This is a genomic window from Stenotrophomonas sp. GQ19, from assembly GCF_059758695.1.
This window is the reverse complement of the sequence record NZ_JCAXES010000002.1, coordinates 300,449-327,145: the sequence shown is the minus strand read 5'-3', so window position 1 is coordinate 327,145 and position 26,697 is coordinate 300,449. Positions and strand designations below refer to the sequence as shown.

The window sequence follows — 26,697 nt, the reverse complement described above, 5'->3', positions numbered from 1 at the left end:
GGTTTCACCGGTCCTGCCAGGCCACGGCAACGGCGTTCCCTGCGTCGCGCTCCGGCGCACGCACCGTGTAGGTGATCCGTCGATTGCGTGCGCGTCCGGCATCGTCGCGGTTGTCGGCGACCGGGTACTGCTGCCCGAGGCCGGTGGCGACCAGCATCGAGGCCGGTACGCCGCGTTCCTGCAGTGCCTGCACCACCGCCGCGGCGCGCTGTTGGCTCAGCAGCAGGCTGGCGTCGGCGTGGCCGGTGCTGTCGGTGTGCGCGGCCACTTCGATGCGCGTGCTCGCCGGCAGCAGCGTCAGTGCGGCCGCCACGGCATCCACGGTGTCGGCACTGTCGCCGGTCAGCGCCGCCGAGCCTGCACGGAACTTCAGGGTGGTCCGGTTCAACGCCTCCACCACCGTGGTGGCCTCGGCCTGCGCAGGCAGGGCGGCCAGCGCGGCCAGTCCCGGTCCCCACAGCCCGGTGGTCTGCAGGTCGCCGAAGTGGTGGCGGAGCAGCCGGGATACCTCCAGGCGCTGCTCGGCGACCATCGCCGAGGTATCCACCCGCAATGCATCGCCGTTGAAGTCCAGCAACAATCCGTCGCCTTCCAGCTGCGCAATGCGGGCGGTGAGCCGGTCCAGCCAGCGTGGAGGGCGGGTAGCAGGATCCAGCTCGATCCCGCCGCGCACGTTGTCGCGCCCATACAGGGCGGTGAGCGCATTCCAGACCTGGCGGCGGGCGGCCTCGCTGGGCAGGCGCCCCTGCACCAGGAGGCGGTCGCCGTACTGGTGCATCGACAGCCGCGCATCGCGTTGTTCGGTGATGACCGGGGCCACCCAGTGTGGCGCGCGGATCTTCAGGTGCAGCCAGGTGGTGAACCCGATCAGCGCGACGCCGGCCAGCATCCACAGCATGCCGCGCAGGGCCAGGCCCTGCACCGTGCGCGCCGGGGCGGGCGTGAGTCCCCGTGGGCGATGCAGGCCCGCAGGACCGAGTGCAGCGGCGCGTACAGGACCGGACGCGCTGGCCAGCGCGACCAGGCCGGGCAGCAGCTCGCAGGCGATCACCCGGAACGTGCCGGGCGGAAATCCGGCCCGGCGCGCCATCGTGACCAGCGCATGGGTGCCGATGGCGTGCTCCAGTTCGCTCGCCAGCACGGGGCGGGAGGGTTCGGTCGGTCGCTGCCAGCTACGGAACTGGGCGCCCAGCCCGGCCTGCTCGAACTGTTGCGCCAGGCCGTCCAGGCCCAGTGGGTGCGACGCGATCCAGCCGGCCAGCACGTTCACTACGCTGCGGGCGCGGTAGCCCAGCTCCAGTCGTGCGGCGGCATCATTGATGAAACGGTCGAGCGCTGACATGCAATCCATCCCCTTGAATGAACCGTGCACGCGACGGTGCACGAACCGGCCCATGCGATATGGATGGGCTCTTGGGGGCGTCACTTTGGTCAGGGACCGTCAATGCGAAATGAAATTTCGCGCGTGCTTTCGTCTCTGCGTGCCGTAGCGGGATCGCGATAAACGAGGTCTATTGCCGTAAGGCGTTGTGGCGCCGACGATTGCGTCGTGAGGCGGGTTGATTGCGACATCCTGCGGGACGATGGCCGCGCGCTGGACGACTTGTTTCATCTGCAATCAATTCGTGCGGAAAGCGTCATCTGTTGCGCGGTGCCCGCTGGCCGACACCAACAGGCCGGTGGGTGCCGATGGTCGGCCGGCGAACAACCCGGTAGAGCCGACCGTCGGTCGGCTGCACCGCGCAAGGCGCGGTGCATGCATCGGGTATCGCGGCGCCGGGAGGGAGGGCAGCCGACCAACGGTCGGCTCTACGAGTAAGGAATCAACATTGCGCCGGGTGACGATACGAACACCCCGGTAGAGCCGACCATTGGTCGGCTGCACCGCGCAATGCGCGGTGCATGCATCGGGTATCGCGGCGCCGGGAGGAAGGGCAGCCGACCAACGGTCGGCTCTACGAGTAAGGGATCCACGTTGCGTCCTGGGCCGATACGAACACCCCGGTAGAGCCGACCGTTGGTCGGCTGCACCGCGCAAGGCGCGGTGCATGCATCAGGTATCGCGTCGCTGGGAGGAAGGGCAGCCGACCAACGGTCGGCTCTAGGCTGGAGGGACCCACATTGCGCCGGGAGCCGACGCGAACAAGCGGGTAGAGCCGACCGTTGGTCGGCTGCGCCGCGCAAGGCGCGGTGCGTCCATCAGGTATCGCGGCGCCGGGAGGAAGGGCAGCCGACCAACGGTCGGCTCTACCCCTGAGGGCCCGCATTGCACTGGGTCCGCGATCAGCCCTCCAGCGCCTGCAGGTAGGTCTGCCGCCAGTGGTTGATGTCGTAAGTGCGCAGGTGCTCCATCATGGCCTGCCAACGCTCGGTGCGTTTGCGCAGGGGCATGGTGGCGGCGGTGGCGATTGCATCGGCCACGCCGTCCAGGTCGTGCGGGTTCACCAGCAGCGCCTGCTTGAGTTCATCGGCTGCGCCGGCCAGCAGCGACAGCACCAGCACGCCGGGGTTCTCCGGATCCTGCGAGGCCACGTACTCCTTGGCGACCAGGTTCATGCCATCGCGCAGCGGGGTCACCAGGCCCACGGACGCCGCACGGTAAAAGCCGGTCAGGGTGGCATGGGTGAAGTTCTGGTTGACGTAGCGCAGCGGGGTCCAGTCCGGCGCGGCATGGCCACCGTTGATGTGCCCGGCGATCTGTTCCAGCTGGCCGCGCAGCTGGCGGTACTCGGTGACATCACCGCGCGATACCGGCGCGATCTGCAGGTAGGTGAGGCTGCCGCGCTGGTCGGGATGGCGTTCCAGATACCGCTCGAAGCCCTGGAAGCGCTCCGGCAGGCCCTTGGAATAGTCCAGCCGGTCCACGCCGATGGCCAGCTGGCGGTCGCGCAGGCTGTTGCGCAGGTCGCGCACGGCCGGCTTGTTGGCGCCGGCCTTGGCCTGGCGCTCGATGTGGCCGGTATCGATGCCGATCGGGAAGGCGGCGGCACGGAAGCGTCGGCCACCGGGCGCTTCCAGTTCGCCATCGGACAACACCCGGCCGCCCCCGAACAGGCGCACGTAGGACTGGAACCGGTCGGTGTCGCGCTGGGTCTGGAAGCCCACCAGGTCGTAGGCGTAGAGGCTGGAAAACAGGCGCAGGTGGTCGGGCATGGCCTGCAGCAGGTCGGCCGAGGGCATCGGTACGTGCAGGAAGAACCCGATGCGGCAGCCGATGCCACGCTCGCGCAGCAGCGAGGCCAGCGGAATCAGGTGGTAGTCGTGGATCCACACGATGTCGTCTTCGCGCAGCAGCGGCGCCAGCTTTTCGGCGAACAGTGCATTGACCCGCCGGTAGGTTTCGCGGGTGGCGCGGTCGTAGTCCACCAGGTCCAGGCGGAAGTGCAGCAGCGGCCACAGCGTGCGGTTGGCAAAGCCGTTGTAGTAGCCGTCCACGTCGGGCTTGTTGAGGTCCATGGTGACGTAGCGGATGTCCCCCTCGGTCTGCTCATGCAGCGCACCGCTGGCGTCGCGCACCGACTTGCCACTCCAGCCGAACCACAGGCCGCCGCGTTCCTTCAACGCGGCCAGCAGCCCTACTGCAAGCCCGCCGGGCGCGGCCACGCCGGGTGCCGCGACGCGGTTGGAGACAACAACCAGCCGGCTCATGATGCTTCCTGCCAGCTGCGCGACAGACGCATCGCTGCGGTGATCAGGCCTACGTGCGAATAGGTCTGCGGGAAGTTGCCCCAGGCCTCCCCGTTGTCGAACGCCAGATCTTCGGAGAGCAGGCCCAGGTGGTTGCGGCGTTCCAGCAGGGTCTCGAACATGTCGCGCGCTTCGTCCATGCGGCCGATTGCCGCCAGCGCGTCGATGTACCAGAAGGTGCAGATGGTGAAGCTGGTTTCCGGCTCGCCGAAATCGTCCGGTGCAACGTAGCGGTACAGCGCATTGCCGTGCTTGAGGTCGCGGCCAATGGCCTCGACGGTGGCGATGAAGCGCGCGTCGTGCGCTTCGATGAAGCCGATGTCGGCCAGCAACAGCAACGAGGCATCCAGGCGGTGACCACCGAAGGTGTCGGTGAAATGGCCGAGGTCGTCGCTCCACGCTTCATGCAGGATGCGCGCGTGGATGGTGTTGGCACGGTCGCGCCAGTAGTCTGCGCGGTCATCCAGCTTCAGGCGGATGGCGATCTTGCACAGCCGGTCGCACGCGGCCCAGCACATCGCACTGGTATAGGTGTGCACTTCGGTGCGGCCGCGGAATTCCCACAGCCCCGCATCGGGCACGTCGTGCAGGGCGAAGGCCTGCTCGCCCAGGGGCTCCAGTCGCGCGAAGGTGTGCGCGTCACCGGGATCCTGCAGGCGCTGGTCGAAGAACAGCTGCGTGGAAGCCAGCACCACGCTGCCGTACACGTCGTGCTGGCGCTGTACCCAGGCCAGGTTGCCGCGCCGCACCGGGCCCATGCCGCGGTAGCCGTCCAGCGAGGCCACTTCGGTTTCCTCCAGCTTGGCCTCGAAGCCGATGCCATACAGCGGCTGCAGGCTGCCATCGGTGGTGGCCAGGTTGAAGATGTAGCCCAGGAACTGCTCCATGGTGCGGGTGGCACCGAGCCGGTTGAGCGTACGCACCACGAAGGCGGCATCGCGCAGCCAGCAGTAGCGGTAGTCCCAGTTGCGGATGCTGCCGGGCGCTTCGGGAATGGAGGTGGTCATCGCGGCGATGATCGCGCCGCTGTCTTCGTACTGGCACAGCTTGAGGGTGATCGCGCTGCGGATCACCGCGTCCTGCCACTCCAGCGGAATGGACAGGTAGCGCACCCATTCGCGCCAGTAGTCGCGGGTGCGCTGGAAGGACTCCTGCACGTACCCGCTGAGCGAGCGGTTCAACGATTCGTCCACGCCCAGCACCAGGTGCACCGGGTGGCTGAGCACGAACGGCAGGCCGTCGCGCACGAACCGCAGCGGCACGTCGGTGGTGAGGCGCAGCACGTGGTCGGGCAGCTCCCAGCGGATGTGGTTGCTGCCCCACGTGGAGGCCGGCACGCGTGCGCCCCAGTCGGCCAGCGGGCGGGCGCGCACGATGATGCGCGGATTGCCGGCCAGCGGGCGCACCTGGCGGATCAGGCTGACCGGACGGTAGAAGCGATCGTTCTGCCGCCAGCGCGGCGCAAAATCGATGATTTCCAGCGCGCCGCCGTGCTTGTCGTGCAGCACGGTGCGCAGGATCGCGGTGTTGGTGAGGTAGCTCTGCTCGGTGCCGACCAGGTCTTCCAGCTCGATCGCGAAATCGCCGCCTTCGTTCTGGTTGGGGCTGAGCAGGGCGCAGAAGGTGGGGTCGCCGTCGAAGGTGGGCAGGCAACTCCACACCACGCGCGCCTGCTGGTCGATCAGGGCGCCGAAGCTGCCATTGCCGACCACGCCAAGATTCAGATCAGGTTGTTTCATGGGCACTGCAATCTCGCTCAAGGCAGGCCGCTGCACGCAAGGCCAGCGGCACGTTGGATGGGGCGCCCACGCGGTGTGGCGCGGGCGGGAAGGATCAGTAGGCGTTTTCCTGCAGCCAGGCATGCACGCTGCGGATGTGCGGCAGCGCGAACACGGCGGCGCTGGGGCTGCGCGCGCCCACCAGGACGCTCCAGCCATGCTGGGCATTGGCCGCATCGAAGCCGAACTCGTCGGTGAGGTCATCGCCCAGGAACACCGGCAGGCGGCCACGGAACGGCGGGTGCTGCATCAGTTGTTGCAGGGCGCGGCCCTTGTCGCTGCCTTCGGGAACAAACTCCACGACGTGGTCGCCAGGTTGCAGGCGGTAGCCGGCATTGCCGCGGATATGTCGCTCAGCGAACGCGCGCACGTCGCTGGCCGCGTGCGGCGCGCCGCGCCAGTGCAGGGCCAGGCTGCGGCCCTTGTCTTCGACCAGCACGCCGGGATGGCCGTGCGCGAACCGCATGGCCTGCTGGTGCACGGCGTGCAGCCATTCACTGGTGTCGGTGGTGTCGGCGGGACTGTCGAGGCGGCCATCGGCACTGCGCAGCTCGTGGCCGTGCAGGCCGGCGGCGGGCAGGTGCAGGGGCGCGAACAGATCGTCGAGCTGGCCGAGCGGGCGGCCGCTGATCAGCGCGACCGCGCCTTCCAGGCGATCACTGATGCGCCCGATCGCATCACGCACTTCCGGCAGCAGCGTGACCGCTTCAGGGTCGCGTTCGAATTCAATCAGGGTGCCATCCACGTCGAGGAACAACGCGCAGGCATCGTCCAGCAACGGCGGCGGCGGACGTGGGGGGAGGTCGTTGGCCATGCCCGCCAACATGCCAGCGTGGGTGTGATCGTCAGGTCATGGCATGGTGCGGCGCGTTGTTTTCACGCGCGGTGCGCGCCGCGCATTCCCCCACGGCGCAGGTGCGGCGGCGGGGATCAGAGCAGCCGACCAACGGTCGGCTCTACCTGTTTCCGTTCACCGCCCGGTAGAGCCGACCGTTGGTCGGCTGCACAATACGGTAGAGCCGACCGTTGGTCGGCTGCACCCCCGGTCAGAACGTATACCGCACGCGCCCGTAGTAATACGCGCCGTTGCTGCCCACCGGCGACAACACGTCATACGGCAGGTTACCGTAGTAGTAGATATCGTCGTTGGACAGGTCCGAGTAGTTGTCGGTCAGGTTCTGCCCGCCCACCGCCACGCTCCACTGCGGGGTGATCTTGAATTCCACTTCCGCATCCAGCTGCCACTCGGCGCCGTAGGTCTGGCGCGGAATGAAGCCGTCGCCGAAGTTGAACACGCGGGTGACGCTGCCATAACGGTTCACCCGGCTGCTCAGCGACCAGCGGTCATTGCTCCAGCTGGCCGCCACCGAACCGCGGGTGCGCGGGGTGGCGTCGGTGAGGGTGTTGGTTTCCTCCACGCCGAACAGCACGTAGTCCGGGTCCAGCGCGAGCAGGCTGGCCGGCGTGGCCAGCACGTTCTTCAGCGTGGTCTTGGTGTACGCATAGGTGCCGGTCAGCACCAGCTCACCGTTGCCCAGCGACTGCCGCCAGTTGCTCACCAGCTCGGCACCGCGAGTGCGGGTATCGGCGGCGTTGACGAAGAAGCTGGCGCTCTGCAGGCCGGCCACGCCGAACTGCTGCTGCACGTAGTCGGTGAGTGCATCGCCGGTGATGCTCTCCGACAGCGCGATGCGGTCGTCGATATCGATCTGGAAGAAATCCAGCGACACATCGAAGTGGTCGCCGATGCGGCTGGTGAAGCCCAGGCTGGTATTGAGCGACTTCTCCGGCTTCAGCGCGGTGGCGCCCAGGCCGCGCGCGATCGGGTTGTTCACCGACAGCACCCGGCCCTGCACCAGCTGCCCGGCCGCGTTGTAGCCGGTGGAGGTGGATTCGTAGCCGATCTGCGCCAGCGACGGGGCGCGGAAGTTGTTGGAGATCGCACCACGCAACGCGAACGCCGGGGCGAACTCGTAACGCAGGCCGAGCTTGCCGGTGAGCTCGCCGCCAAAGTCGTCGCTGTGCTCGTAACGCGCGGCCAGGTCACTGGAGAAGTGCTCGCCGAACTGGCTGGACAGGCTGACGTAGGCGCTGGCCACGTCGCGCGACAGCGTGGTGGCGTCCTGCGGGGTCAGGCCGCCGCCGGCCTGCGAGCCGGTCGGGCGGTCGGTGAACGGGCCGGCGGCATAGCTGCTCGGGTCGCCCGGGCGGGTCTGGTAGTGGTCGCGCCGCGCCTCCACGCCCAGGCCAAGGCTGTGGGTGATGTTCTCGCCCTGGCTGAACACCCGACCCAGGTCGAGGTTGGCCACGGTTAGCTCGTTGCGGTAATCGCCGGTCTTGAAGCGGGTTGGGCTCGTCGGGCCCAGCGAGGCATTGAGCGAGTTGCGCAGGCGGTAGGTGAAGCTGTTGGTGCCGTAGTCCAGGCTGGCGTCGTAGTTCCACTCGCCCCACTGGCCCTTGGCGCCGGCCACGGCCTGCACGTCGCGGTTTTCACCCTCGGAAATCGGCCGGTAGCCGTTCGGGTACACCTGCGCCCAGTTGGCGTCGCTGTCGGGGTAGCGGAAGTAGTTGGCGCCTTCGCTGTCGCGCTGGTTGAAGGTGCTGAAGAAGTAGAACTTGGACGTCTCACCGAACGGCAGCTCGGTATTGATCCAGGCGTTCAGATCCTTGGTCTTGCCGTCGCCCAGCACGTAGTTGCGCTTGCCCTGCAGGGCCAGGTTGGTGGCGCTCTGGTCCCACGGCGGGATCTGGTCGAAGCCGGCGCGGTTGGTGCCTTCGTGGTTCTTCAGCTCCAGGCCCACGCGCAGGAAGCCGCCCTCATCGCCCAGCCGGGTGCCGACCTTGGCGCTGGCGTAGCTGGTCTGGCCGTCGGTGATGGTGCGGTCGATGGGCTTGAGGTCGGTGTGGTTGGCACCGAAGCTGGCCTCGAACGCGCCGCCTTCCGGGGCGTCGTCGAGGATCACGTTGATGACCCCGGCCACCGCGTCGGAGCCGTACAGCGCGCCGGCGCCGTCGCGCAGTACTTCGATGCGCTTGATCGCGCTGATCGGAATGGCGTTGAAGTCCACTGGCGTGGTGCCCTTGCCGATCTTGCTGTCGGTGTTGACCAGCGCGCTGCTGTGGCGGCGCTTGCCGTTCACCAGCACCAGCACCTGGTCGGGCGACAGGCCGCGCAGCTGCGCGGCGCGGATGTGGTCGGCGCCGCCGGAGTTGGACTGGCGCGGGAAGTTGAACGAGGGCAGCAGCGCCTGCAGCGCGCTACCCAGCTCACCATTGACCACGCCGGCCTTGCGGATGTCCTCGGCGGTGAGCACGTCCACCGGCGAGGTGGATTCCAGCACGGTGCGGTCCACCGCACGGGTGCCGGTGACGATCACGGTGTCCAGCGTGGTGGCCGAGCCGGGCGCGTCCTGCGCATGTACGTCCTGGGCGAGCAGGGGGGAGGAGAGGACGAGCGCGATGGCAAGGCCAAGGCGCGACGCGGACGGACGGGACATGCGGACTCCAGCAGGACGACGAGGGGGAGGGCGAAAGGGGTGGGGGCAGGGGGACTGGGGGGTGCCGACTGACGGTCGGCACTACCAATCCATCCGGATGAAGCGATATATTATCTTGGCGTGATGACCCCATGGGATGCAAGTCCCATCGCAAAGGGCATCAGCAGATAGCCGTTGGTGATCTGCACGGGAACCGGATGTCCTGCACGCTTCCTCCCCTCTGCAAGCCTGTTTTTGGAGTGTTTGATGAAGTCCCATGCCCTTCTGTTCGCCCTTGTGCTGGCCGCCAGCGGTTGCGCCACCGCCGCACCCGCCGCCAAGCCGGTTGCGCCGACGCCCGCCACCGCCACCCTGCAGGGCGATGCCGCGCGCCCCGACGCCGCCGCCGGCTGGGTGCGCAGCGAGCTCTATTTCGGCGTGGGCGAGGAAAGCGGCGCCTCCGAGCGCAAGCAGACCGATGCGATCACCGAGGCGCAGTGGCGCGCCTTCCTGGACAAGCAGGTCACCCCGCGCTTCCCGGACGGCCTGACCGTGTTCGATGCCTACGGTCAGTGGCTGTTCCGCGGCGCGGCCGAACCCAATCGCCTGCGCACCAAGGTGCTGGTGGTGCTGCACGAGAACACGCCGCAGCGGCGTGCCGATATCGAGGCGATCCGCTTGGCGTGGAAGCAGGCCACCGGCCACCAGTCGGTGCTGTGGGCGCAGCAGGCGGTTGAAGTATCGTTCTGATCCAAGGCGCCCGCGTGGCGCGGCAGGATGCAGCGATGAACAAGGTCAAGGGCAGGCGTTACGCGGTGCTGTGCGCCGCGCTGCTGTGGATGGGTGTGTCGGCGGCCGCCGATGACCCGGTGCTGCGCATGGTGGTCGGGCCGGACCAGGTGGCCACCGCGCGGGTGGAAGCGCAGGGCACCCTGGCGCTGCTGCTGCCGTCAGGCCGCCAACAGCGGCTGGACGGCGTGGCCGATGCCGACGGCGGCGCGCGCCTGAGCCAGCTGGACGTCGATTTCGATGGCCGTCCCGAGCTGGTGGCGCGTGCTTCGGTGGGGCAGGTCAACGAAGCGGTGGCCGTCTACCGGTTCGACATCCCGCAGGCGCGGTTCGTGCCACTGGCACTACCCGCCAGTTCGCACGAACAATGCGGTGGGTTGATGGGGCTGGACGTGGACGCGGCCAACCGCACCCTGAGCAGCAGCTGCCGCAGTGGCCCGATGTGGTACGTGGACCAGTACCGTTACCACGACGGGGGCCTCTACCTGTACCGCGCCGAGCGCACGCTGATGCTGGGCGACGCGCTGGAGGCGACGATCTTCGTCAAGCAGACCGCCGACAGTGGCCCGATGGCGGTCTGGAGCACGTATGACCCTGCCGGCAAGGTGCTGGAAACCGCGATCTCCGACGGGCTGGTGGCACCGCGTAGTGACCGGCGATTGCTGGCCTTCAGTGGCCAGGTGGTGCCGGCGCGGCTGCCGCTGTACGCCCGTCCCGGCGACACCGCCACCCGCCGCTATCTGGTGCGCGAGGACCGGGTGGAACTGCTGGACGAGAAGGACGGCTGGGTGAAGGTGCGCTACGCCAACCCGACCCGGGGCGAGATTCTGGGCTGGGTCAACGCCAACCCCTGAGCCACGCTCAGTCGCCCTCGCACTGGATATGCAGGCCGTGGCGCTGCGCCTGGTCGAACAGCAGGATCAGGCGCAGGCCCACCTCGGCCAACGGCCCCACCGCGCCATCGGGTGCTTCCAGCAGCCGGTCGATCACTTCCTGCACCAGCGCGGCGGCCTGTCCCGGCGAAATACGCGGCGCGCCGTAAAACTCCTGCTGTAGCCGGCTCAGCTGCGGGTAGCGGCTGGTGTCGGGGCTGAGAATGGCCTCTTCGTGGGTGTCGATCCAGGCATGCCGCATGCGCGGCCCGGCGTCGTCCAGGTACAGGTCAAATGCCATGCGTGCCTCCTCGTCTCACCGGTGCTGCCAGCTCACCGGCTGGCCTTGGCGCTGGCCGGTGGCCAGCCACAGCAACAGCCGCAGTCCGCTGCGGCGGACCACCGTATCGGCGGGATCCTGGCCGGCCATGCAGACCAGCAGCGCGTCCATCGCGGCGGGCAGGTCATCGGGCGCGATACCACCGCGGGGTGCACGCAGCAGCTGCGCCAGCCACGGGTGTGCCGCCGGGTCGATGGCGTGCAGCCACTGCTGCTCATGGAAGGACAGGAACTGCTGCGTGGTGGCGCAGCGCAGCGCAATCTGCATGAGCCTGAAGGCCAGTGAACGGGCCAGCCAATGTATAGGCATTTCACGTCACCTGCCTACAGGAAGATCACCTGCGGCTGGCTAGGCTGGGGGTCCCCCGTCCAAGGCTGTTCCCCCATGAGCAAGCGCGTTGCCGAGATCGTGGTTGAAACCCTGCAGGCTGCCGGTGTCCGTCATTGTTACGGCATCGTCGGCGACACCCTCAACTACGTCACCGATGCCATCCACCACAGCGATATCGAGTGGGTGCACATGCGCCACGAGGAAGTGGCCGCGTTCGCCGCCGGCGCCGAATCGCTGATCAGCGGGCAGCTCACCGCCTGCGCTGGTTCGTGCGGGCCGGGCGGGCTGCACTTCATCAATGGTGTATTCGAGACCAACCGCAACCGCGCGCCGATGGTGCTCATTGCCAGCCAGGTGGTTACTGCCGAGCTGGGCATGGAGTTTCCGCAGGAGGTCGATTTCAAGGCGGTGTATGCCAGCTGCAGCGTGTTCTGCGAGCAGGTGCACAGCCCCGAACAGGCGCGCCGCGTGGTGGCGCTGGCCTGCCAGGCGGCCATCAGCCGGCGCGGCGTGGCGGTGGTGATCCTGCCGGCCGACATCAGCGAAGCGATGGTCAAGCACGACGTGCCGTTCTCGGTGCACCACACCCAGCCGGTGCTGCGCCCCAGCGATGACGAGCTGCAGCGCATCGCGGCCTTGATCGGTGACGGCAAGCGCGTGGGCATCTACGCCGGGGCCGGCTGCGAGCATGCGCACGACGCGCTGGTGGCGCTGGGCGAGCGGCTGCAGGCGCCGATCGCACACACCTCGCGGGCCAAGGATTTCGTCGAGCATGACAACCCCTACAACATGGGCATGACCGGCATCTTCGGGATCGAATCGGGCTACCACACGCTGATGGCCTGCGACACGCTGCTGCTGCTCGGCGCCGATTTTGCCTGGGGCCAGTACTACCCGGACAAGGCCACGCTGATCCAGGTCGACCGCGATGGCAGCCACCTCGGCCGCCGCCACCCGGTCACCCTGGGCGTGGTGGGCGACATTGGCCCGACCCTGGACGCCCTGCTGCCGATGCTGCCCCCGCGCCAGGACCGCAGCTTCCTGGACGAGTGCATCGAACACCGCGAAAAGGCGCTGGCCACGCGCGAGAAGGAAGAGCAGCCGGGCGAGGGCGAACTCATCCATCCGCAGCACCTCACCGCCTTGATCAACCGCCACGCCAACGACGATGCACTGTTCACCGCCGACGGTGGCTCGCCGATGGTGTGGATCCTGCGCCATATCCGCACCAACGGGCGCCGCCGCACCCTGACCAGCCTGCTGCACGGCACGATGGCCAATGCGATGCCGCAGGCGCTGGGCCTGCAGAAGGCGTATCCGGGCCGGCAGGTGATCTCGCTGTCGGGCGATGGCGGCATTGCGATGCTGCTGGGCGACCTGCTCACCGCCGTGCAGGAAAACCTGCCGATCAAGGTGGTGGTCTACAACAACAGCTCGCTGAACTTCGTGGAGCTGGAGCAGAAGGTGGAAGGCCTGCTGGACAACTACACCGACCTGAAGAACCCCGATTTCGGCCGCCTGGCCGAGGTGATCGGCTTCTACGGGCGCACTGTGACCCGCTCGGAAGACCTGGAGCAGGCGGTGAAGGATTTCCTGGCCCATCCGGGCCCGGCGCTGCTGGACGTGCACACCAGCCCGACCGAGCTGGTAATGCCGCCCCAGGTGGAAGCGAAGCAGGTGGCCGGCACCGCGCTGTATGCGGCCAAGGCGTTGCTGAGCGGGCGGGTGGGCGACGTGCGTGATCTGCTGGCGAACAATTTCCTCAACAAGCCCTGAGCCCGTGGAGGGTCACCACCAACGGTGGTGACCTACCGGGGTGGCGGGCGTCACCACCAACGGTGGTGATCTACCGGGGTGGCGGGCGTCACCACCAACGGTGGTGATCTACCGGGGTGGCGGGCGTCACCACCAACCGTGGTGACCTACCGGGTAGGTGCCGACCGTTGGTCGGAACGGCGCTGGCTGGCTGCCGACACCGTCGGACCCACCCCGGTAGTGCCGGCCGCTGGCCGGCTCCCGGCACCGTCGGACCCACCAAGGTAGTGCCGGCCGCTGGCCGGCTCCCGATACCGCCGGATGCATCTGAGGAGCCGGCCAGCGGCCGGCACTACCGGATGCAATGGCCGCTTGGATCACGGGGCGGCAGCGCGTATGCGCTGACGCGTACACCCCCGGCGTTCCACCCATGCGCCTGTTACTGGCGGCGGTGAGGCCCTACCATCGGCTACCCCCTCCCCACGGCAGTGCCGCGCATGTCCGCCCCCGCTCCCGTCCGCTCCGGACCCCTCCGCTGGTTCGTTGCCGGCGATTTCAATGGTTTCTTTGGCTTGGTGGTCGACAACCTGTCGATCCTGGGCTTCATCGCGATGGCGCTGGTCGGCATCTTCCAGTTCCCGGCCGACGTGGTGTTCGGCCGCATGTTCCCCGGCACCGCCTTTGGCGTGCTGGTCGGCAACGTGCTCTATACGTGGATGGCGCGGCGGCTGGCCACGCGTACCGGCCGTGACGATGTCACCGCGATGCCGCTCGGCCTGGACGCGCCCACCAGCATCGGCATGGCGCTGCTGGTGCTGGGTCCGGCCTTCATCGCCTTCAAGACGCAGGGCCTGGCGCCGCACGACGCGGCGATTGCCACCTGGCAGCTGGGCATGGCCTCGCTGGTGATCATGGGCGTGCTGAAGGTGATCCTGTCCTTCTTCGGCGAGGCGGTCACCCGCGCGCTGCCGCGCGCGTCGCTGCTGGGCTCCATCGCCGGCATCGCCATCGTGCTGATGGGCTTCCTGCCGCTGCTGGAAACGCTGCGCTCGCCGGTCGTCGGCTTCGTCACCCTGGGCCTGCTGCTGTACGTGCTGATCGCCAAGCGGAAGCTGCCGGTCCGCGCGCCGGGCGTGCTGGTCGCCTTCGTGTTCGGCACCGCCCTGTACTACGGGCTGGGGCTGGCCGGGTTGGGTGCGCCGGGCTTCCACGTACCGGCCTGGACGCCGCCGCAGGTGGTGCTGCCGTGGCCCACGCTGGGCTTCATCGACGGCCTGCCCACGGCCATGACCTACCTGCCGCTGCTGCTGCCGTTCGGCCTGCTGATGGTGGTGGGCGGCATCAATGTGTCCGAGAGCGCGCGCGCGGCCGGCGACGATTACCGCACCCGCGACATCCTGCTGGTGGAAGCGGTGGCAACGCTGGTGGCCGGGCTGTGCGGTGGCGTGGCGCAGACCACCCCCTACATCGGCCAGCCGGCCTACAAGCACATGGGCGCGCGCAGCGGCTACACGCTGCTGACCGGCCTGTTCGTCGGTATCGGCGGCATTCTCGGGGTGATCTCCGGGCTGGTGCAGTGGCTGCCGCTGGCGGTGCTGGCGCCGATCATCGTGTACGTGGCCATCGACATCACCACCCAGGCCTTCCAGGCCACCCCGCGCGAACATGCCGGGGCGATGGTGCTGGGCTTCCTGCCTTCGGTGGCCTATCTGCTGGCGATCAAGGCACCGGGCTGGATCGCGCCGGAGCAGCTGGCGGCGATGACCACCACGCTGGACGGGCACGGCCTGCCGGAACTGGCGGTGATCTTCACCCTGGGCAACGGCTTCATCATCACCTCGATGCTGTGGATTGCCGCGGTGGTGGCGATGATCGATGGCAGGTTGCTGCGCTCGTCCGGGTTCCTGCTGGTGGCGGCGGCGTTGACCCTGTTCGGGCTGATCCACTCGGTGGACCCGCGCGGCGGCATCTACCTGCCGTGGCAGCTGGAGGGGTTGCCGAAGCTCATCATGTCGCAGTTCGCCGGGGCCTACGTGGCACTGGCCGGGTTGCTGGCGCTGCTGTCGTTGCAGAAGCAGCCGCGCGTGGATCACGACCAACGGTCGTGATCTACCGATCACTACCCGGTAGGCACCGACCGTTGGTCGGTGCGGAATCGCAGCAGGGTAATCACGACCAACGGTCGTGATTACCGGTCGCCGTCCAGTTCCGGGTAATGGCGGAAGATGCCGTTGGTGTTGAACGCCAGCCGGCGGTCGGACGCCAGGTAGGCGGCGATGTTCGGTCGCCGTTCCACCCGGTCCTTGAGCGCGCGCAGCAACGGCACGGTGGGCCACAGCGCCTGCATGCGCCGCGGGAACATGTAGTCCAGCCCGCTCAGCAGCTGGAACAGCGACAGGTCCACGTAGGAATGCTCGCGCAGCGGATGGCGCTCGCCGTTGTCCTTCAGCACGCCTTCGAAGTAGCCCAGGAATTTCGGCAGCCGCTCGGCACGCATTGCCTCGGCGCGTGCCTTGGCTTCGCGCTTCTGGTCTTCGTAGTACGTCGATGCGGAGATCGGGTGGTGGGTGTCGTGCACTTCGGCGACCAGGTCGGCGATGGTCAGCTGCAGCTGCAGGGCCTGCTGCCGGCGTGAGGCGGCCTCCGGCACCAGGCCGAGCTCCGGCGCAAGGTAGTCGAGGATCGCGCCCACCTGGGCCACTACCTGCCTGCCACTCTTCAAAAAGGGCGGGGCGAACGGGCGCAGGCCGTCTTCCTTGCCCTGCAGGAACGGCTGCATCACCGCGTCGCCATGCACGCGCGCCATGTCGGTGTAAGCCGCGCCGGCATCTTCCAGCGCCAGCCGGATGAACTCGCCACGGCCCTGGATGCCGGTCCAGTAGTAAAGCTCGTAATGCATCACGGTGCTCCACAAGAACAGTGCACAGCATCGGCGTGCCCATGCAAAGCGGGCGTGAGCGTGTGGTGGTTCACGTGGCAGCGGTTCATCGCGCCTGCGGGATGATGCGGTGACAACGCGCGCGCTGCGGTCATGCAGGTGCGCGGGGAACCCCGTCCGATGGCGGGGGTCATACGGTGTCCAGGCACGTGAAACGCGAGGTACGGCAACATGCAGAAGAGCGGAAAGGCGATCTGGCCATGGGTGTTGGGTGTGGTGGTCATCGGCGGTGCGGGAACGTGGTTGTTCAGCGACACCCTGCGCGGTCTTGTTGATGACATACAGGTGCCGGTGCAGGCGCCGGCAGTACAACAGGGCGCGGCTACGAAGATACCGCCCGTTCCTGCATCACCTGCAGCCCTGGCGCCGGCTCCCATCCAGCATCCGGTCGATCCCCGTGATGCGGCTGATCCGGCACTGCCGACGCTGGCCGACAGCGACGGCCCGGTATTCGACACACTGAGCGCGCTGTTCAATGGCGACGGCGCACTGGCACTGCTGCTGCGCGACCATCTGGTCCAGCGCGTGGTCACCCATATCGACAACCTCGACAAGCCCAGCGTGCCAACGCCCGCGATGGCGGTGCGTGCGTTGCCCGGCAGCCTGCAGGTCGACACGGTGGATGGCACGCTGCACATCGCCGCGGCCAATGCTGCGCGCTACGCCCCTTACGTGAAGGCGTTTGCCGCGCTGGACGCGGCTGCGGCGGGTAAGGCCTATGTGCGCGTCTACCCGTTGCTGCAGCAGGCGTACGCCGAACTGGGCCAGCCCAACGCCTACTTCAACGACCGGTTGGTGGCGGTGATCGACCACCTGCTGCAGACACCGGAGCCGCCGCGTCCGTTGGCGGTGACGCGCGATGAGCGCGGCCGCTATCGCTTTGTCGATCCTGCGTTGCAGTCACGCTCGGTGGGGCAGACGCTGCTGCTGCGCATGGACGCCGCGCAGGCGCACGCAGTGAAGCGGCAGCTGCGGGCGATCCGCGCGGCCATCAGCCGCGGCTGATCGCACGCGCTACAGGGCGCGCAGGAACGCTTCCAGGTCCTGCAGCTCCTGGCGGCTGAGTCCGCGCGGGCGCAGCAGCGGGTCCGGTTGCGGGAAGGGCGACGCGTCGGCAGCAGCCCCTGCCGGCGCGCGCGGTTTGCCACCGCCCACGTTGTAGAACGCCAGCACGCCGTCCAGCCGCGGCAACAGGCCGTTGTGCATGTAAGGCGCGGTGTTGGCCACGCCGCGCAACGAGGGCGTGCGGAAGCGGCCGCTGTCGGCCGGGTGTGCGGTCACCTCATAGCGGCCCAGGTCCTGGCGCGCGCGACCGTGGAAATGCAGGCCCAGGTTGTGGAAGCCGTTGTCGGTCAGTGTGGGACCGCTGTGGCAGTTCATGCAGCCGGCGCGCGTGCGAAACAGGTGCAGACCCCGCAGCTGCGCGTCGTCCAGGGCGCTGGACTGGCCACCGAGAAAGCGGTCGAAACGGTTGCGGGAGGGGGCCAGGCTGCGCTCGAACGCGGCGATGGCCTGCGCCAGTTGGCGGGTATCCACGCGGTCGTCGCCGAACACCGCGGCAAACGCTGTGCGGTAGTCGGCATCGGCGCGCACGCGCGTAGCCGCATCCTCGGCATGGAAGGCCATTTCCTTCGGGTCGGCGATCGGCTCCAGCGCCTGGTCTTCCAGCGTGGCTGCGCGACCGTCCCAAAACAGCGTGTGCGCGTAACCGGCCATCGCCACGCTGGGGGCATTGCGGCGGCCGGGCTGGCGGTCGTGGCCGAACGACACGCGCCGACCATCGGCGAAACCGAGGTCGCGTTCGTGGCAGCTCGCGCAGGCGATCTGGCCCGAGCGCGACAGGCGCGGGTCGTTGAACAGGCGCTGGCCCAGGGCGACTTTGGCCGGCGTGGACGGATTGTCGCGCGGTTGCGGTGGTGGCCCGAGCGGGGCCAGTTCCTGCCAGGCCACGCCGGGGTCGATGTGCGGCGCCGGCCACTGCGCGGTGGGTTGGGTGTAGCGATAGCGCAGGCACACGGCGCTGGGCATCGGCGTGTCTGGCAACGCCGGCCCGCAGCCGGGTGGCGGCGCCTGCGGCGTGTCGCGCTGGGCGCCCGCCGGCAGCACGCACAGCAACAGAGCGCTGGCTGCCAGGCGGCGCAGCCAGCGGTGCAGGACGCTCGATCGGGCGGTTGTCGCACTCAGAACCGGTAACCCACCTCGACCCAGAACGAACGGCCCATCTCGTAGTACGGCACCGACACCGGGCCGTTGGATACGCCGTTCACGTTGCTGGCATCGAGCAGGTTGAACACATCCACGTTGCTGAAGACCGTGCCACGCGTACCCACCGGCAGTTCCCAGGCCAGGCGCAGGTCCCAGGTGAGGGCGGGGCTGAAGCTGCGTTCCTCCCAGATGTCCACCGACTGGCCTTCGTACACGGTGTTGAGGTTGGTGTCGGCCACGGCGCTGAAGGCGGCGCGGTAGCGCAGGAAGTTGCTCACCGTCAGGTGGGCGGCGGGAATGCGCGTCATCGTGGTCAGGCGCGCGGTCCACGGGCGGTTGAAGTTGTCCGCCGGGCGGTCGCGGTAGCGCATGAAGTCACCCTGGTAGCGGATGATCGGGTCGAGGTAGTACATGCGCCCGTCTTCATTCTCGTAATCCGGGGCGGAGGCGCGGCTGTCGGTCCAGTCCAGGGCGAGCATGCCGGTGGTGTAGGTGTTGCCCCAGCGCAGGGCGCGCAGCGGTTTGATCACCAGGCTGTAGATGTCGGTGCGGCTGCGGCCGTCGTTGGTCCAGGTGGTGTAGCTGTTGGACAGGGTGGGGTCGTCGGCCGGCGCGCCGAGGTCACGGCCGGGCACCTGGATCACCTGGTCGCGACCGGTGCGGTTGACGTACTTGAACAGCACGTCGAAACCGCCCCACTGCTGCTGCGCACCCAGCATCCATTCGTCGTCGTAGGCCACCTTCAGTTCGTTGAAGCGCACCTGGTTGGTGGCCTGGGTGCCCAGCGTCCATTCGGCGTCCAGGCTGCTGCGCCGCTCGCTGTTGTAGCGCAGGCGGTTGACGCCATCGCGCAGCTGCCAGGTGGCCGCATTGCGACCGTAGTAGCGGTTGGCGCCCGCCAGCAGGCGGGTGTTGCCGGCATCGTGCAGCTGGTAGGCGGCGGCCAGGCGCGGGGCCACGGTGGTCTGGTCCATGTAGCTGTCCGCGTCGACACGCAGGCCCGGGCGCAGTTGCAGCGCGCCGATCTGGATGTCGTCTTCCAGATAGGCGGCGCCGCTGTCCACGTTGAAGCCGATGCGCCCGGCGGCAAAGCGGGTGCGCTGGCTGAAGTACTGGCCCGGCCACCCGGTGGTGCGGGCCGCGCCGGTGTCGGTGAGGCCCAGCGAGCAGGTGGCGGTGTCGGTGACACCGGCGCGGTTGGTGCAGGTGTCGGTGCGTACCGGCACCACGTAGGAGCTTGCGTCCTCCAGGCGCTCGAAGGACACGCGCTCGTGCGCCACCTGCAGGCCGGCCGACAGCCGATGGGTCATGCCCAGCCATTGAAACGCATCGGCGTTGGCATCCACCTTGTACTGCAGCCGCGAACTTTGCTGCTCGATGCTGCCGTACTCGCCCTGCGTCGACGACGCCGTGGTGCCCCACGGTTTGGACGCCGAGTGCAGCCAGGTGTAGAAGTCGTTGGCGTCGGCCTGCCGCGACTGCTCGGTGTCGCTCCAGCTCAGCTGGTGCTGCAGGCGGCCCCAGTTGGCCTGCCAGTTTGCCTTTACCTGCGCCTGCAGACCGCCGCTGTCGATGTCCAGCGCGCCGTCGGCGCTGTTGGAGCGGAAGTAGTGATTTTCACTGGGCGCGTAAGTCACGCTCGCGTCCAGGTCGAGCCGGTCGCTGGCCTCCCAGACGGCCTTGACGAAGACGTTGTCGCTGGCGCGACGCTGGGTTTCCTTCTGCGCGCCGTAGGTATCCACCAGGTGCGAGGAATAGAAATAGCTGGGAATGGTGGAGCGCTTGCGGGTCACGCTGGCCAGCAGGCCGACGGTGTCGGTGACGTAGCCTTCCAGGGTGGCGCGGGTGATTTCCTTCTTGAACTCCGGCTGGCCATCGTTGTAGCTGGAGGCCTTGTTGTAGCTGTCGGCGATGTCACCGTTGAGGTGGTAGCGCGTCCATTCCGAACGGGCCATCTGCGTGGACACGCTGCCGGACAGCGTGCGGCTCGGGCGGCGCGTAGTCGCATCGACCACGCCGCCATTGAAGCCGCCATAGGCCGCCGAGATGTTGCTGTCGAGCACCGTGATGTCCTCCAGCAGGTGGGTGTCCAGCGCCAGGGCCTGCGCGCCGCCGGGGACGCTGTCCAGCCGGTAGGGCGAAGCGTCGGCGGCCGGGTCGATGTCGTTGTTGAAGCTCACGCCATCCACCAGGAACGCGTTCTGGTAGAACTTGGCACCGTTGATGCTGATCTCGGCGGGGCTGATCTCGCCCGGGTTGAAACTGCCCAGCTGCGCGTTGTCGAACTGCACCGCCGGGTTGATCTTCAACAGGCTGGTGATGTCGCCATTGCCGGCCGGTTGGGCCTGCACGTAATCCTGGCCGAGCGACATGCCTTCGCCGAACAGGGACGCGCCCGTGCTGCCCACCCTCAGCGCGGGCATGGTGCCGCCTCGGCTGGTCTGGGCGGGCTGTTCCAGGGTGTAGCTGCCATCGTCGCGCCGCACGGCGCGTAGTCCGGTGCCGGCCAGCAATGCCGCCAAGCCGTCTTCCAGCGGCAGGTTGGCCGGCACGGAGGGCGCGCGCCGCCCGGCGGTCAGCGCCGGATCGAACGCAAGTGCGACGCCGTGCTGGCTGGCGAAGGTGGACAGCGCCCGGCCCAGGGGCACCACGCGTTGCAGGGCGGGGGAGGTGGACGGCGCATCGGCGGCAGCGGCGTGCAGCATGGGCGTGGACAGCACGGCCAGCGACAGGGCGCTCAGGGTCAGCAGGCGGGAAGATCGGGTCATGGTGGGGGTCTGGAATGCAGGGGTTCTCTGTGTTGCCCCGTGAGATCGAAAAAAGTGTCAGCGTGCCGCCACCAGCACCCACCAGCCGCCCGGGCTGCGCTGCACGCGCACGGGGTACGTTGCCTCCAGCAGGGCCAGGCTGCGGTCGCTGTCGTCCAGTGGAAAGGCGCCGGACACCGGCAGCAGCGCTACCTGCGGGTCGCAGCGCAGCACGCCGCGGCGGTGGCGGGCGAGTTCGGCCACCACCTCTCCCAACGGCCGGGCGTCGGCCACCAGCATGCCCTCGACCCACGCGCTGGCGCTGTCATCCAGTGCGGCGACGGCATGCCCGCCGGCGGCATCGAACCAGGCCTGCTCACCGACGTGCAGTCGCCACGCGTCGCTGCCACCTGCGCGGATTTCGAGGCTGCCCGCATACAGGGACAGCTCGGTGCGCTGGTCATCGAGTCGAACGTTGAAGCGCGTGCCCAGGGCGCGTATCTGCCCGTGCGCGGTGACCACCTGGAAGGGGCGCGCGGGCGACTGCCGATCCGGCGCGGTTTCCACCAGGATCTGGCCGCGTACCAGTTGCAGTTGTCGCTGCAGCGGATCGAACTGCACCTGCAGCTGGGTGTCGGTGTCCAGGTGCACGGTGCTGCCATCGGGAAGGATCCGCAGACGCCGCTGGCCGACCGCGGTACGTTCGCGCTGCCCGGGTGCGCCGGGAACGGCCAGCTGCCAGCCGGCCCAGCCGGCCGGAACCAGGGTCAGCCACAGGCCGATGCGCTTGATCGCCGCACGGCGGCGGCCGCCGCCGCCGCGCGAACGGCCCAGCACCGGCAGCGCCCAACCGGAGGGCACCTGCGCCACCAGCGCCTGCAACCGCTGCGCGCGCTGCCACGCGCGCGCATGGTCGGGGTGCTCTGCGCACCACTGCGCGCAGGCAGCGCGGGTGCGGGTGCTGTCGTCGTCGTGCAGCCGTAGCAGCCACTCGGCGGCCTGCTCCAGCACGGCCGCCGGTAGAGCCGGGTCGGCCGCGGCCGGATCAGCCGGCATGCGCAAGGCATCCCACCAGCGCCCGCTTCATGTGCCGCTTCACGGTACTCAGCGACAGCTGCAGGCGCTGCGCGATGGCCTCGTAGCGCAGGCCCTCGAACTGGGCCAGCAGGAACACCTGGCGGGCCGCGGCGGGCAGGGCGTCGAGCATCGCGTCGATCTGTTGCAGCGCTTCGCGCACCAGCGCCTGGTCCTCCAGCGATGGGACCCATGCGTCGGGCAGGGATGCCAGCTGCTCCAGATACGCCCGCTCCAGCGCCTGCCGCCGGAACCAGTTGGCCGCCAGCCCGCGCGCCACCGTGGTCAGGAAGGCGCGCGGCTCGCGCAGGGCCGACAGGTCGCGGTCCTGCAGCAGACGCGCGAAGGTGTCCTGGGTGAGATCGGCGGCGGTTTCCCGGCAGCCCACGCGACCGCCCAGCCAGCCCTGCAGCCAGCGGCGATGGTCCCGGTACAGGGCGCCGACGATCTCGCGTTGTGGGTGCATGGGAGTCGCCCGGAAGGCCAGGCACGGCGATGCCGGTCACTGGATAAGAATGAGAATGATTCGCAAGTATGGCAATACGGAGGCTGTATTGCCAGCGCGGATTGTCTTGAATCACTGCGCGACAACCGCATATCCGTTACATCTGCCAGCCACGCTGGCCATGACATGAAAGAGGAATTCCCCATGCGGATGGACAAGCTCACCTCGCGTTTCCAGCAGGCGCTGGCAGACGCCCAGTCGCTGGCCGTGGGCCGCGACCACAACATCATCGAACCGGTGCACGTATTCACCGCGCTGCTGGACCAGCAGGGCGGCAGCACGCGCCCGCTGCTGTCCCAGGCCGGGGTCAACGTGCCGGTGCTGCGCGAGCGCCTCAACGAGGCGATGGATGCGCTGCCCAAGGTGTCCGGGCAGGAAGGCAACCTGTCGATCGGCAATGACCTCAACCGGTTGCTCAACAACACCGACAAGCTGGCCCAGCAGCACGGCGATGCCTTCATCGCCAGCGAGTGGTTCGTGCTGGCGGCGCTGGACGACGGCGGCACGCTGGGCATGGCGCTGCGCGCCGCCGGTGCCGACAAGACCCGCATTGACGCGGCGATTGACAAGATCCGCGGTGGCGAAAGCGTGCAGTCGGAGAATGCCGAAGACCAGCGCCAGGCGCTGGAAAAGTACACCATCGACCTGACCGCGCGTGCCGAGAGCGGCAAGCTGGACCCGGTGATCGGGCGCGACGAGGAAATCCGCCGCACCATCCAGGTGCTGCAGCGCCGGACCAAGAACAACCCGGTGCTGATCGGCGAACCCGGCGTGGGCAAAACCGCGATCGTGGAAGGCCTGGCCCAGCGCATCATCAACGACGAAGTGCCCGAAGGCCTGCGCGGCAAGCGCGTGCTGTCGCTGGACATGGGCGCGTTGATTGCCGGTGCCAAGTTCCGCGGTGAATTCGAAGAACGCCTCAAGGGCGTGCTCAACGACCTGGCCAAGAGCGAGGGGCAGGTGATCCTGTTCATCGACGAGCTGCACACCATGGTGGGCGCGGGCAAGGCCGATGGCGCGATGGATGCCGGCAACATGCTCAAGCCGGCGCTTGCGCGCGGTGAGCTGCATTGCGTGGGCGCCACCACGCTGGACGAGTACCGCAAGTACATCGAGAAGGACGCCGCGCTGGAGCGCCGCTTCCAGAAGGTGCTGGTGGGCGAGCCCAGCGTGGAAGACACCATCGCCATCCTGCGCGGGCTGAAGGAAAAGTACGCCGTGCACCATGGCGTGGAAATCACCGACCCGGCGATCGTGGCGGCCGCCACGCTGTCGCACCGCTACATCGCCGACCGCCAGCTGCCCGACAAGGCCATCGACCTGATGGACGAGGCCGCCTCGCGCATCCGCATGGAGATCGATTCCAAGCCCGAAGAGCTGGACCGCCTGGAGCGGCGCCTGATCCAGCTGAAGATCCAGCGCGAAATGCTCAAGAAGGAAAAGGACGAGGCCTCGCGCCAGCGTCTGGCCGACCTGGAAAGCGACATCGACGCGCTGGAGCGTGAGTTCTCCGACCTCAATGAAATTTGGAAGTCGGAGAAGGCCACGCTGCAGGGGGCCACGAAGATCAAGGAGCAGATCGAGCACGCCAAGCTGGAGCTGGAGTCTGCCCAGCGCCGCCAGGATTTCGGCCGCATGAGCGAGATCCAGTACGGCCAGTTGCCGCAGCTGGAAAAGCAGCTGGCCGCGGCGCAGGAAGTGGAGACCACCGAGTTCAAGCTGGTGCAGGACCGGGTCACCGCCGAGGAAATCGCCGAAGTGGTGTCGCGCTGGACCGGCATTCCGGTCAACCGGATGCTGGAAGGCGAGCGCGACAAGCTGCTGCGCATGGAGCAGATGCTGCATGAGCGCGTAGTGGGCCAGGAGGAGGCGATCAAGGTCGTGTCCGACGCGGTGCGGCGTTCGCGTGCCGGCTTGTCCGATCCGGATCGCCCCAGCGGTTCGTTCCTGTTCCTCGGGCCCACCGGCGTGGGCAAGACCGAGCTGTGCAAGGCGCTGGCCGAGTTCCTGTTCGACAGCACCGACGCGATGATCCGCATCGACATGAGCGAGTTCATGGAGAAGCACAGCGTCGCCCGCCTGATCGGTGCGCCGCCGGGGTATGTGGGCTACGAAGAAGGCGGCTACCTCACCGAGGCCGTGCGTCGCCGTCCGTATTCGCTGATCCTGCTGGATGAGGTGGAGAAGGCGCACCCGGATGTGTTCAACATCCTGTTGCAGGTGCTTGACGACGGCCGCCTCACCGACGGCCAGGGCCGCACGGTGGACTTCCGCAATACGGTCATCGTGATGACCTCCAACCTGGGCTCGCACCAGATCCAGGACATGAGTGGCGACGACACGCCGGAGGCCTACACGCAGATGAAGGCCGCGGTGATGGGCGTGGTGCAGGCGCACTTCCGCCCGGAGTTCATCAACCGGCTGGACGACATCGTGGTGTTCCATCCGCTGGACAAGGTGCAGATCAAGCAGATCGCCCGCATCCAGATGCAGGGCCTGGAGAAGCGCCTGAGCGAACGCGGGCTGCGCATCGAGGTCAGCGACGACGCCTTCCAGCTGCTGGGTAACGTCGGCTTCGATCCGGTCTACGGGGCGCGGCCGCTCAAGCGCGCCATCCAGTCGCAGCTGGAAAACCCACTGGCGCAGAAGATCCTGTCCGGCGAGTTCGCCAGTGGCGAGGTGATCCAGGTTGATGCGGCCGAGGGCAAGCTGGTCTTCAACAAGGGCTGAGCCCCGTCCTTGGCCTGCTGATAACCGTTCGTGCTCAGGCCATGCTGCATGACCATCAACCCCCGCTCCGGCGGGGGTTTTTTGTTCGGTATCGTCGGCATTCAACCGGAGGAGGCGCGATGTCTGAGCACGGCAGTCCCGAATGGAAAGCGGAAACCATCGCCGTGCACGGCGGCTACAAACCCGACCCGACGACGCGCGCGGTGGCGGTGCCGATCTACCAGACCGTGGCCTACGCCTTCGATGACACCCAGCACGGCGCGGACCTGTTCGACCTGAAGGTGCCGGGCAACATCTACACCCGCATCATGAATCCCACCACCGACGTGCTGGAGCAGCGCATCGCCGCGCTCGAAGGCGGTATCGGCGCGCTGGCGCTGGCCTCCGGGCAGGCGGCCATTACCTACGCGATCCAGACCATCGCCGAAGCCGGCGACAACATCGTCTCCTCCAGTGCGCTGTATGGCGGCACCTACAACCTGTTCGCGCATACCCTGCCGCAGTTCGGCATCCAGACCCGGTTTGCCGACTACAACGACCCCGAGGCGTTCGCGGCCCTGATCGACGACCGCACCAAGGCCGTCTTCGTCGAATCGATCGGCAACCCGCGCGGCAACATCACCGATATCGAAGCGGTGGCGAAGATCGCCCACGCGCACGGCGTACCGGTGATCGTGGACAACACCGTGGCCACCCCTTATCTGCAGCGCTCGTTCGACTTCGGCGCGGACATCGTGGTGCACTCGCTGACCAAGTATCTCGGCGGCCACGGCACCAGCCTGGGCGGCGCCATCGTCGATTCGGGCCGCTTCCCATGGGCCGAGCACAAGCAGCGCTTCCGCCGGCTCAACGAGCCGGACGTGAGCTACCACGGCGTGGTCTACACCGAGGCGCTGGGTCCGGCCGCCTATATCGGCCGCGCACGTGTGGTGCCACTGCGCAACACCGGCGCGGCGATCTCGCCATTCAACTCCTTCCTGATCCTGCAGGGCATCGAGACCCTGGCGCTGCGCCTGGACCGGATCAACGCCAATGCACTGGCGGTGGCCACGTTCCTGCGCGACCACGCCAAGGTGGACTGGGTGAACTATGCCGCGCTGCCGGACCACCCCGAGCATGCGCTGGTGCAGAAGTACCTGCGCGGCCACGGCTCGGGCGTGCTCACCTTCGGCCTGCCCGGCGGCCGTGCGGCCGGCGCGCGCTTCCTGGATGCGTTGCAGTTGTTCACCCGGCTGGTGAACCTGGGCGATGCGAAGTCGCTGGCGACCCATCCGGCCTCGACCACCCACCGGCAGCTGGATGCGGCCGAACTGGAAAAGGCCGGGGTCAGCGAGGACACCGTGCGGCTGTCGATCGGCATCGAACATATCGACGACCTGCTGGCCGACCTGCAGCAGGCGTTGGCGAAGGCGTAGAGGTGGGGCCCACGGCGGCCGGTGCGGGCCGGCCGCCGTGGGGTTTTTGACGTCCC

19 protein-coding genes are annotated in these 26,697 nt (G+C 68.1%); 7 read left to right on the top strand and 12 right to left on the bottom strand.

What is annotated here, in order from left to right:
- Positions 1–4 precede the first annotated feature (4 nt).
- The 5 genes from AC6CHL_RS05515 to AC6CHL_RS05495 all read right to left on the bottom strand — a co-directional run bounded on the left by AC6CHL_RS05515 (position 5) and on the right by AC6CHL_RS05495 (position 8,962).
- On the bottom strand, positions 5–1,342 hold the full coding sequence (locus AC6CHL_RS05515) for an OmpA family protein (protein ID WP_498293695.1): 1,338 nt from the start codon (positions 1,340–1,342) through the stop codon (positions 5–7).
- Positions 1,343–2,283: 941 nt separating this feature from the next.
- The gene (gene otsA, locus AC6CHL_RS05510; RefSeq protein WP_038686655.1) at positions 2,284–3,648 is read right to left on the bottom strand and encodes an alpha,alpha-trehalose-phosphate synthase (UDP-forming); all 1,365 of its coding nucleotides are present in this window, start codon (positions 3,646–3,648) and stop codon (positions 2,284–2,286) included.
- Positions 3,645–5,426, bottom strand: coding sequence for a glycoside hydrolase family 15 protein (locus AC6CHL_RS05505; RefSeq protein ID WP_038686657.1), 1,782 nt, complete (start codon positions 5,424–5,426; stop codon positions 3,645–3,647). Before AC6CHL_RS05505 ends, otsA begins: the two co-directional genes overlap by 4 nt.
- Positions 5,427–5,520: 94 nt before the next feature.
- Positions 5,521–6,279, bottom strand: coding sequence for a trehalose-phosphatase (gene otsB, locus AC6CHL_RS05500; RefSeq protein WP_498293694.1), 759 nt, complete (start codon positions 6,277–6,279; stop codon positions 5,521–5,523).
- A 232-nt stretch (positions 6,280–6,511) separates the two neighbouring features.
- Positions 6,512–8,962, bottom strand: a complete 2,451-nt coding sequence (locus AC6CHL_RS05495; protein ID WP_498293692.1) for a TonB-dependent receptor plug domain-containing protein — start codon at positions 8,960–8,962, stop codon at positions 6,512–6,514.
- 246 nt (positions 8,963–9,208) lie between these two features.
- Between AC6CHL_RS05495 and AC6CHL_RS05490 the strand changes: the two genes are divergently transcribed.
- Together AC6CHL_RS05490 and AC6CHL_RS05485 are read left to right on the top strand one after the other, a co-directional pair.
- Positions 9,209–9,691 (top strand): DUF3574 domain-containing protein, encoded by a 483-nt coding sequence (locus AC6CHL_RS05490; protein WP_448134260.1) that lies wholly within the window; start codon positions 9,209–9,211, stop codon positions 9,689–9,691.
- A 35-nt stretch (positions 9,692–9,726) separates the two neighbouring features.
- Positions 9,727–10,584, top strand: coding sequence for an SH3 domain-containing protein (locus tag AC6CHL_RS05485; protein WP_498293691.1), 858 nt, complete (start codon positions 9,727–9,729; stop codon positions 10,582–10,584).
- 7 nt (positions 10,585–10,591) lie between these two features.
- Here the strand turns inward: AC6CHL_RS05485 and AC6CHL_RS05480 are convergent, their stop codons facing one another.
- Both AC6CHL_RS05480 and AC6CHL_RS05475 read right to left on the bottom strand, forming a co-directional pair.
- Positions 10,592–10,903 (bottom strand): hypothetical protein, encoded by a 312-nt coding sequence (locus AC6CHL_RS05480; RefSeq protein ID WP_498293689.1) that lies wholly within the window; start codon positions 10,901–10,903, stop codon positions 10,592–10,594.
- 15 nt (positions 10,904–10,918) lie between these two features.
- The gene (locus AC6CHL_RS05475) at positions 10,919–11,251 is read right to left on the bottom strand and encodes a hypothetical protein (RefSeq protein WP_498293688.1); all 333 of its coding nucleotides are present in this window, start codon (positions 11,249–11,251) and stop codon (positions 10,919–10,921) included.
- A 75-nt stretch (positions 11,252–11,326) separates the two neighbouring features.
- Between AC6CHL_RS05475 and AC6CHL_RS05470 the strand changes: the two genes are divergently transcribed.
- Positions 11,327–13,048: a thiamine pyrophosphate-dependent enzyme gene (locus AC6CHL_RS05470; protein ID WP_428712579.1), complete on the top strand. Its 1,722-nt coding sequence runs from the start codon at positions 11,327–11,329 to the stop codon at positions 13,046–13,048.
- Positions 13,049–13,524: 476 nt separating this feature from the next.
- Positions 13,525–15,135: a SulP family inorganic anion transporter gene (locus tag AC6CHL_RS05465; RefSeq protein WP_498293687.1), complete on the top strand. Its 1,611-nt coding sequence runs from the start codon at positions 13,525–13,527 to the stop codon at positions 15,133–15,135.
- An 80-nt stretch (positions 15,136–15,215) separates the two neighbouring features.
- Here the strand turns inward: AC6CHL_RS05465 and AC6CHL_RS05460 are convergent, their stop codons facing one another.
- Positions 15,216–15,926: a glutathione S-transferase gene (locus AC6CHL_RS05460; protein ID WP_038691898.1), complete on the bottom strand. Its 711-nt coding sequence runs from the start codon at positions 15,924–15,926 to the stop codon at positions 15,216–15,218.
- A gap of 210 nt (positions 15,927–16,136) precedes the next feature.
- On the opposite strand from AC6CHL_RS05460, the gene AC6CHL_RS05455 reads away from it, so the two are divergent.
- The gene (locus AC6CHL_RS05455; RefSeq protein WP_498293685.1) at positions 16,137–16,970 is read left to right on the top strand and encodes a DUF3014 domain-containing protein; all 834 of its coding nucleotides are present in this window, start codon (positions 16,137–16,139) and stop codon (positions 16,968–16,970) included.
- A 9-nt stretch (positions 16,971–16,979) separates the two neighbouring features.
- Here AC6CHL_RS05455 and AC6CHL_RS05450 read toward each other — a convergent pair whose 3' ends face one another.
- The 4 genes from AC6CHL_RS05450 to AC6CHL_RS05435 all read right to left on the bottom strand — a co-directional run bounded on the left by AC6CHL_RS05450 (position 16,980) and on the right by AC6CHL_RS05435 (position 22,457).
- On the bottom strand, positions 16,980–17,993 hold the full coding sequence (locus AC6CHL_RS05450) for a cytochrome-c peroxidase (RefSeq protein ID WP_498293684.1): 1,014 nt from the start codon (positions 17,991–17,993) through the stop codon (positions 16,980–16,982).
- 152 nt (positions 17,994–18,145) lie between these two features.
- Positions 18,146–20,938, bottom strand: coding sequence for a secretin and TonB N-terminal domain-containing protein (locus AC6CHL_RS05445; protein ID WP_498293683.1), 2,793 nt, complete (start codon positions 20,936–20,938; stop codon positions 18,146–18,148).
- 57 nt (positions 20,939–20,995) lie between these two features.
- Positions 20,996–21,973, bottom strand: a complete 978-nt coding sequence (locus AC6CHL_RS05440) for a FecR domain-containing protein (RefSeq protein ID WP_498293681.1) — start codon at positions 21,971–21,973, stop codon at positions 20,996–20,998.
- Positions 21,963–22,457, bottom strand: a complete 495-nt coding sequence (locus tag AC6CHL_RS05435) for a sigma-70 family RNA polymerase sigma factor (protein ID WP_038686673.1) — start codon at positions 22,455–22,457, stop codon at positions 21,963–21,965. Before AC6CHL_RS05435 ends, AC6CHL_RS05440 begins: the two co-directional genes overlap by 11 nt.
- Before the next feature lie 183 nt (positions 22,458–22,640).
- Between AC6CHL_RS05435 and clpB the strand changes: the two genes are divergently transcribed.
- Together clpB and AC6CHL_RS05425 are read left to right on the top strand one after the other, a co-directional pair.
- Entirely contained in the window at positions 22,641–25,226 is a 2,586-nt protein-coding gene (clpB, locus tag AC6CHL_RS05430; RefSeq protein WP_038686675.1) for an ATP-dependent chaperone ClpB, read from the top strand.
- 119 nt (positions 25,227–25,345) lie between these two features.
- Positions 25,346–26,641 (top strand): O-acetylhomoserine aminocarboxypropyltransferase/cysteine synthase family protein, encoded by a 1,296-nt coding sequence (locus tag AC6CHL_RS05425; RefSeq protein ID WP_038686677.1) that lies wholly within the window; start codon positions 25,346–25,348, stop codon positions 26,639–26,641.
- The last annotated feature ends 56 nt before the right edge of the window (positions 26,642–26,697 follow it).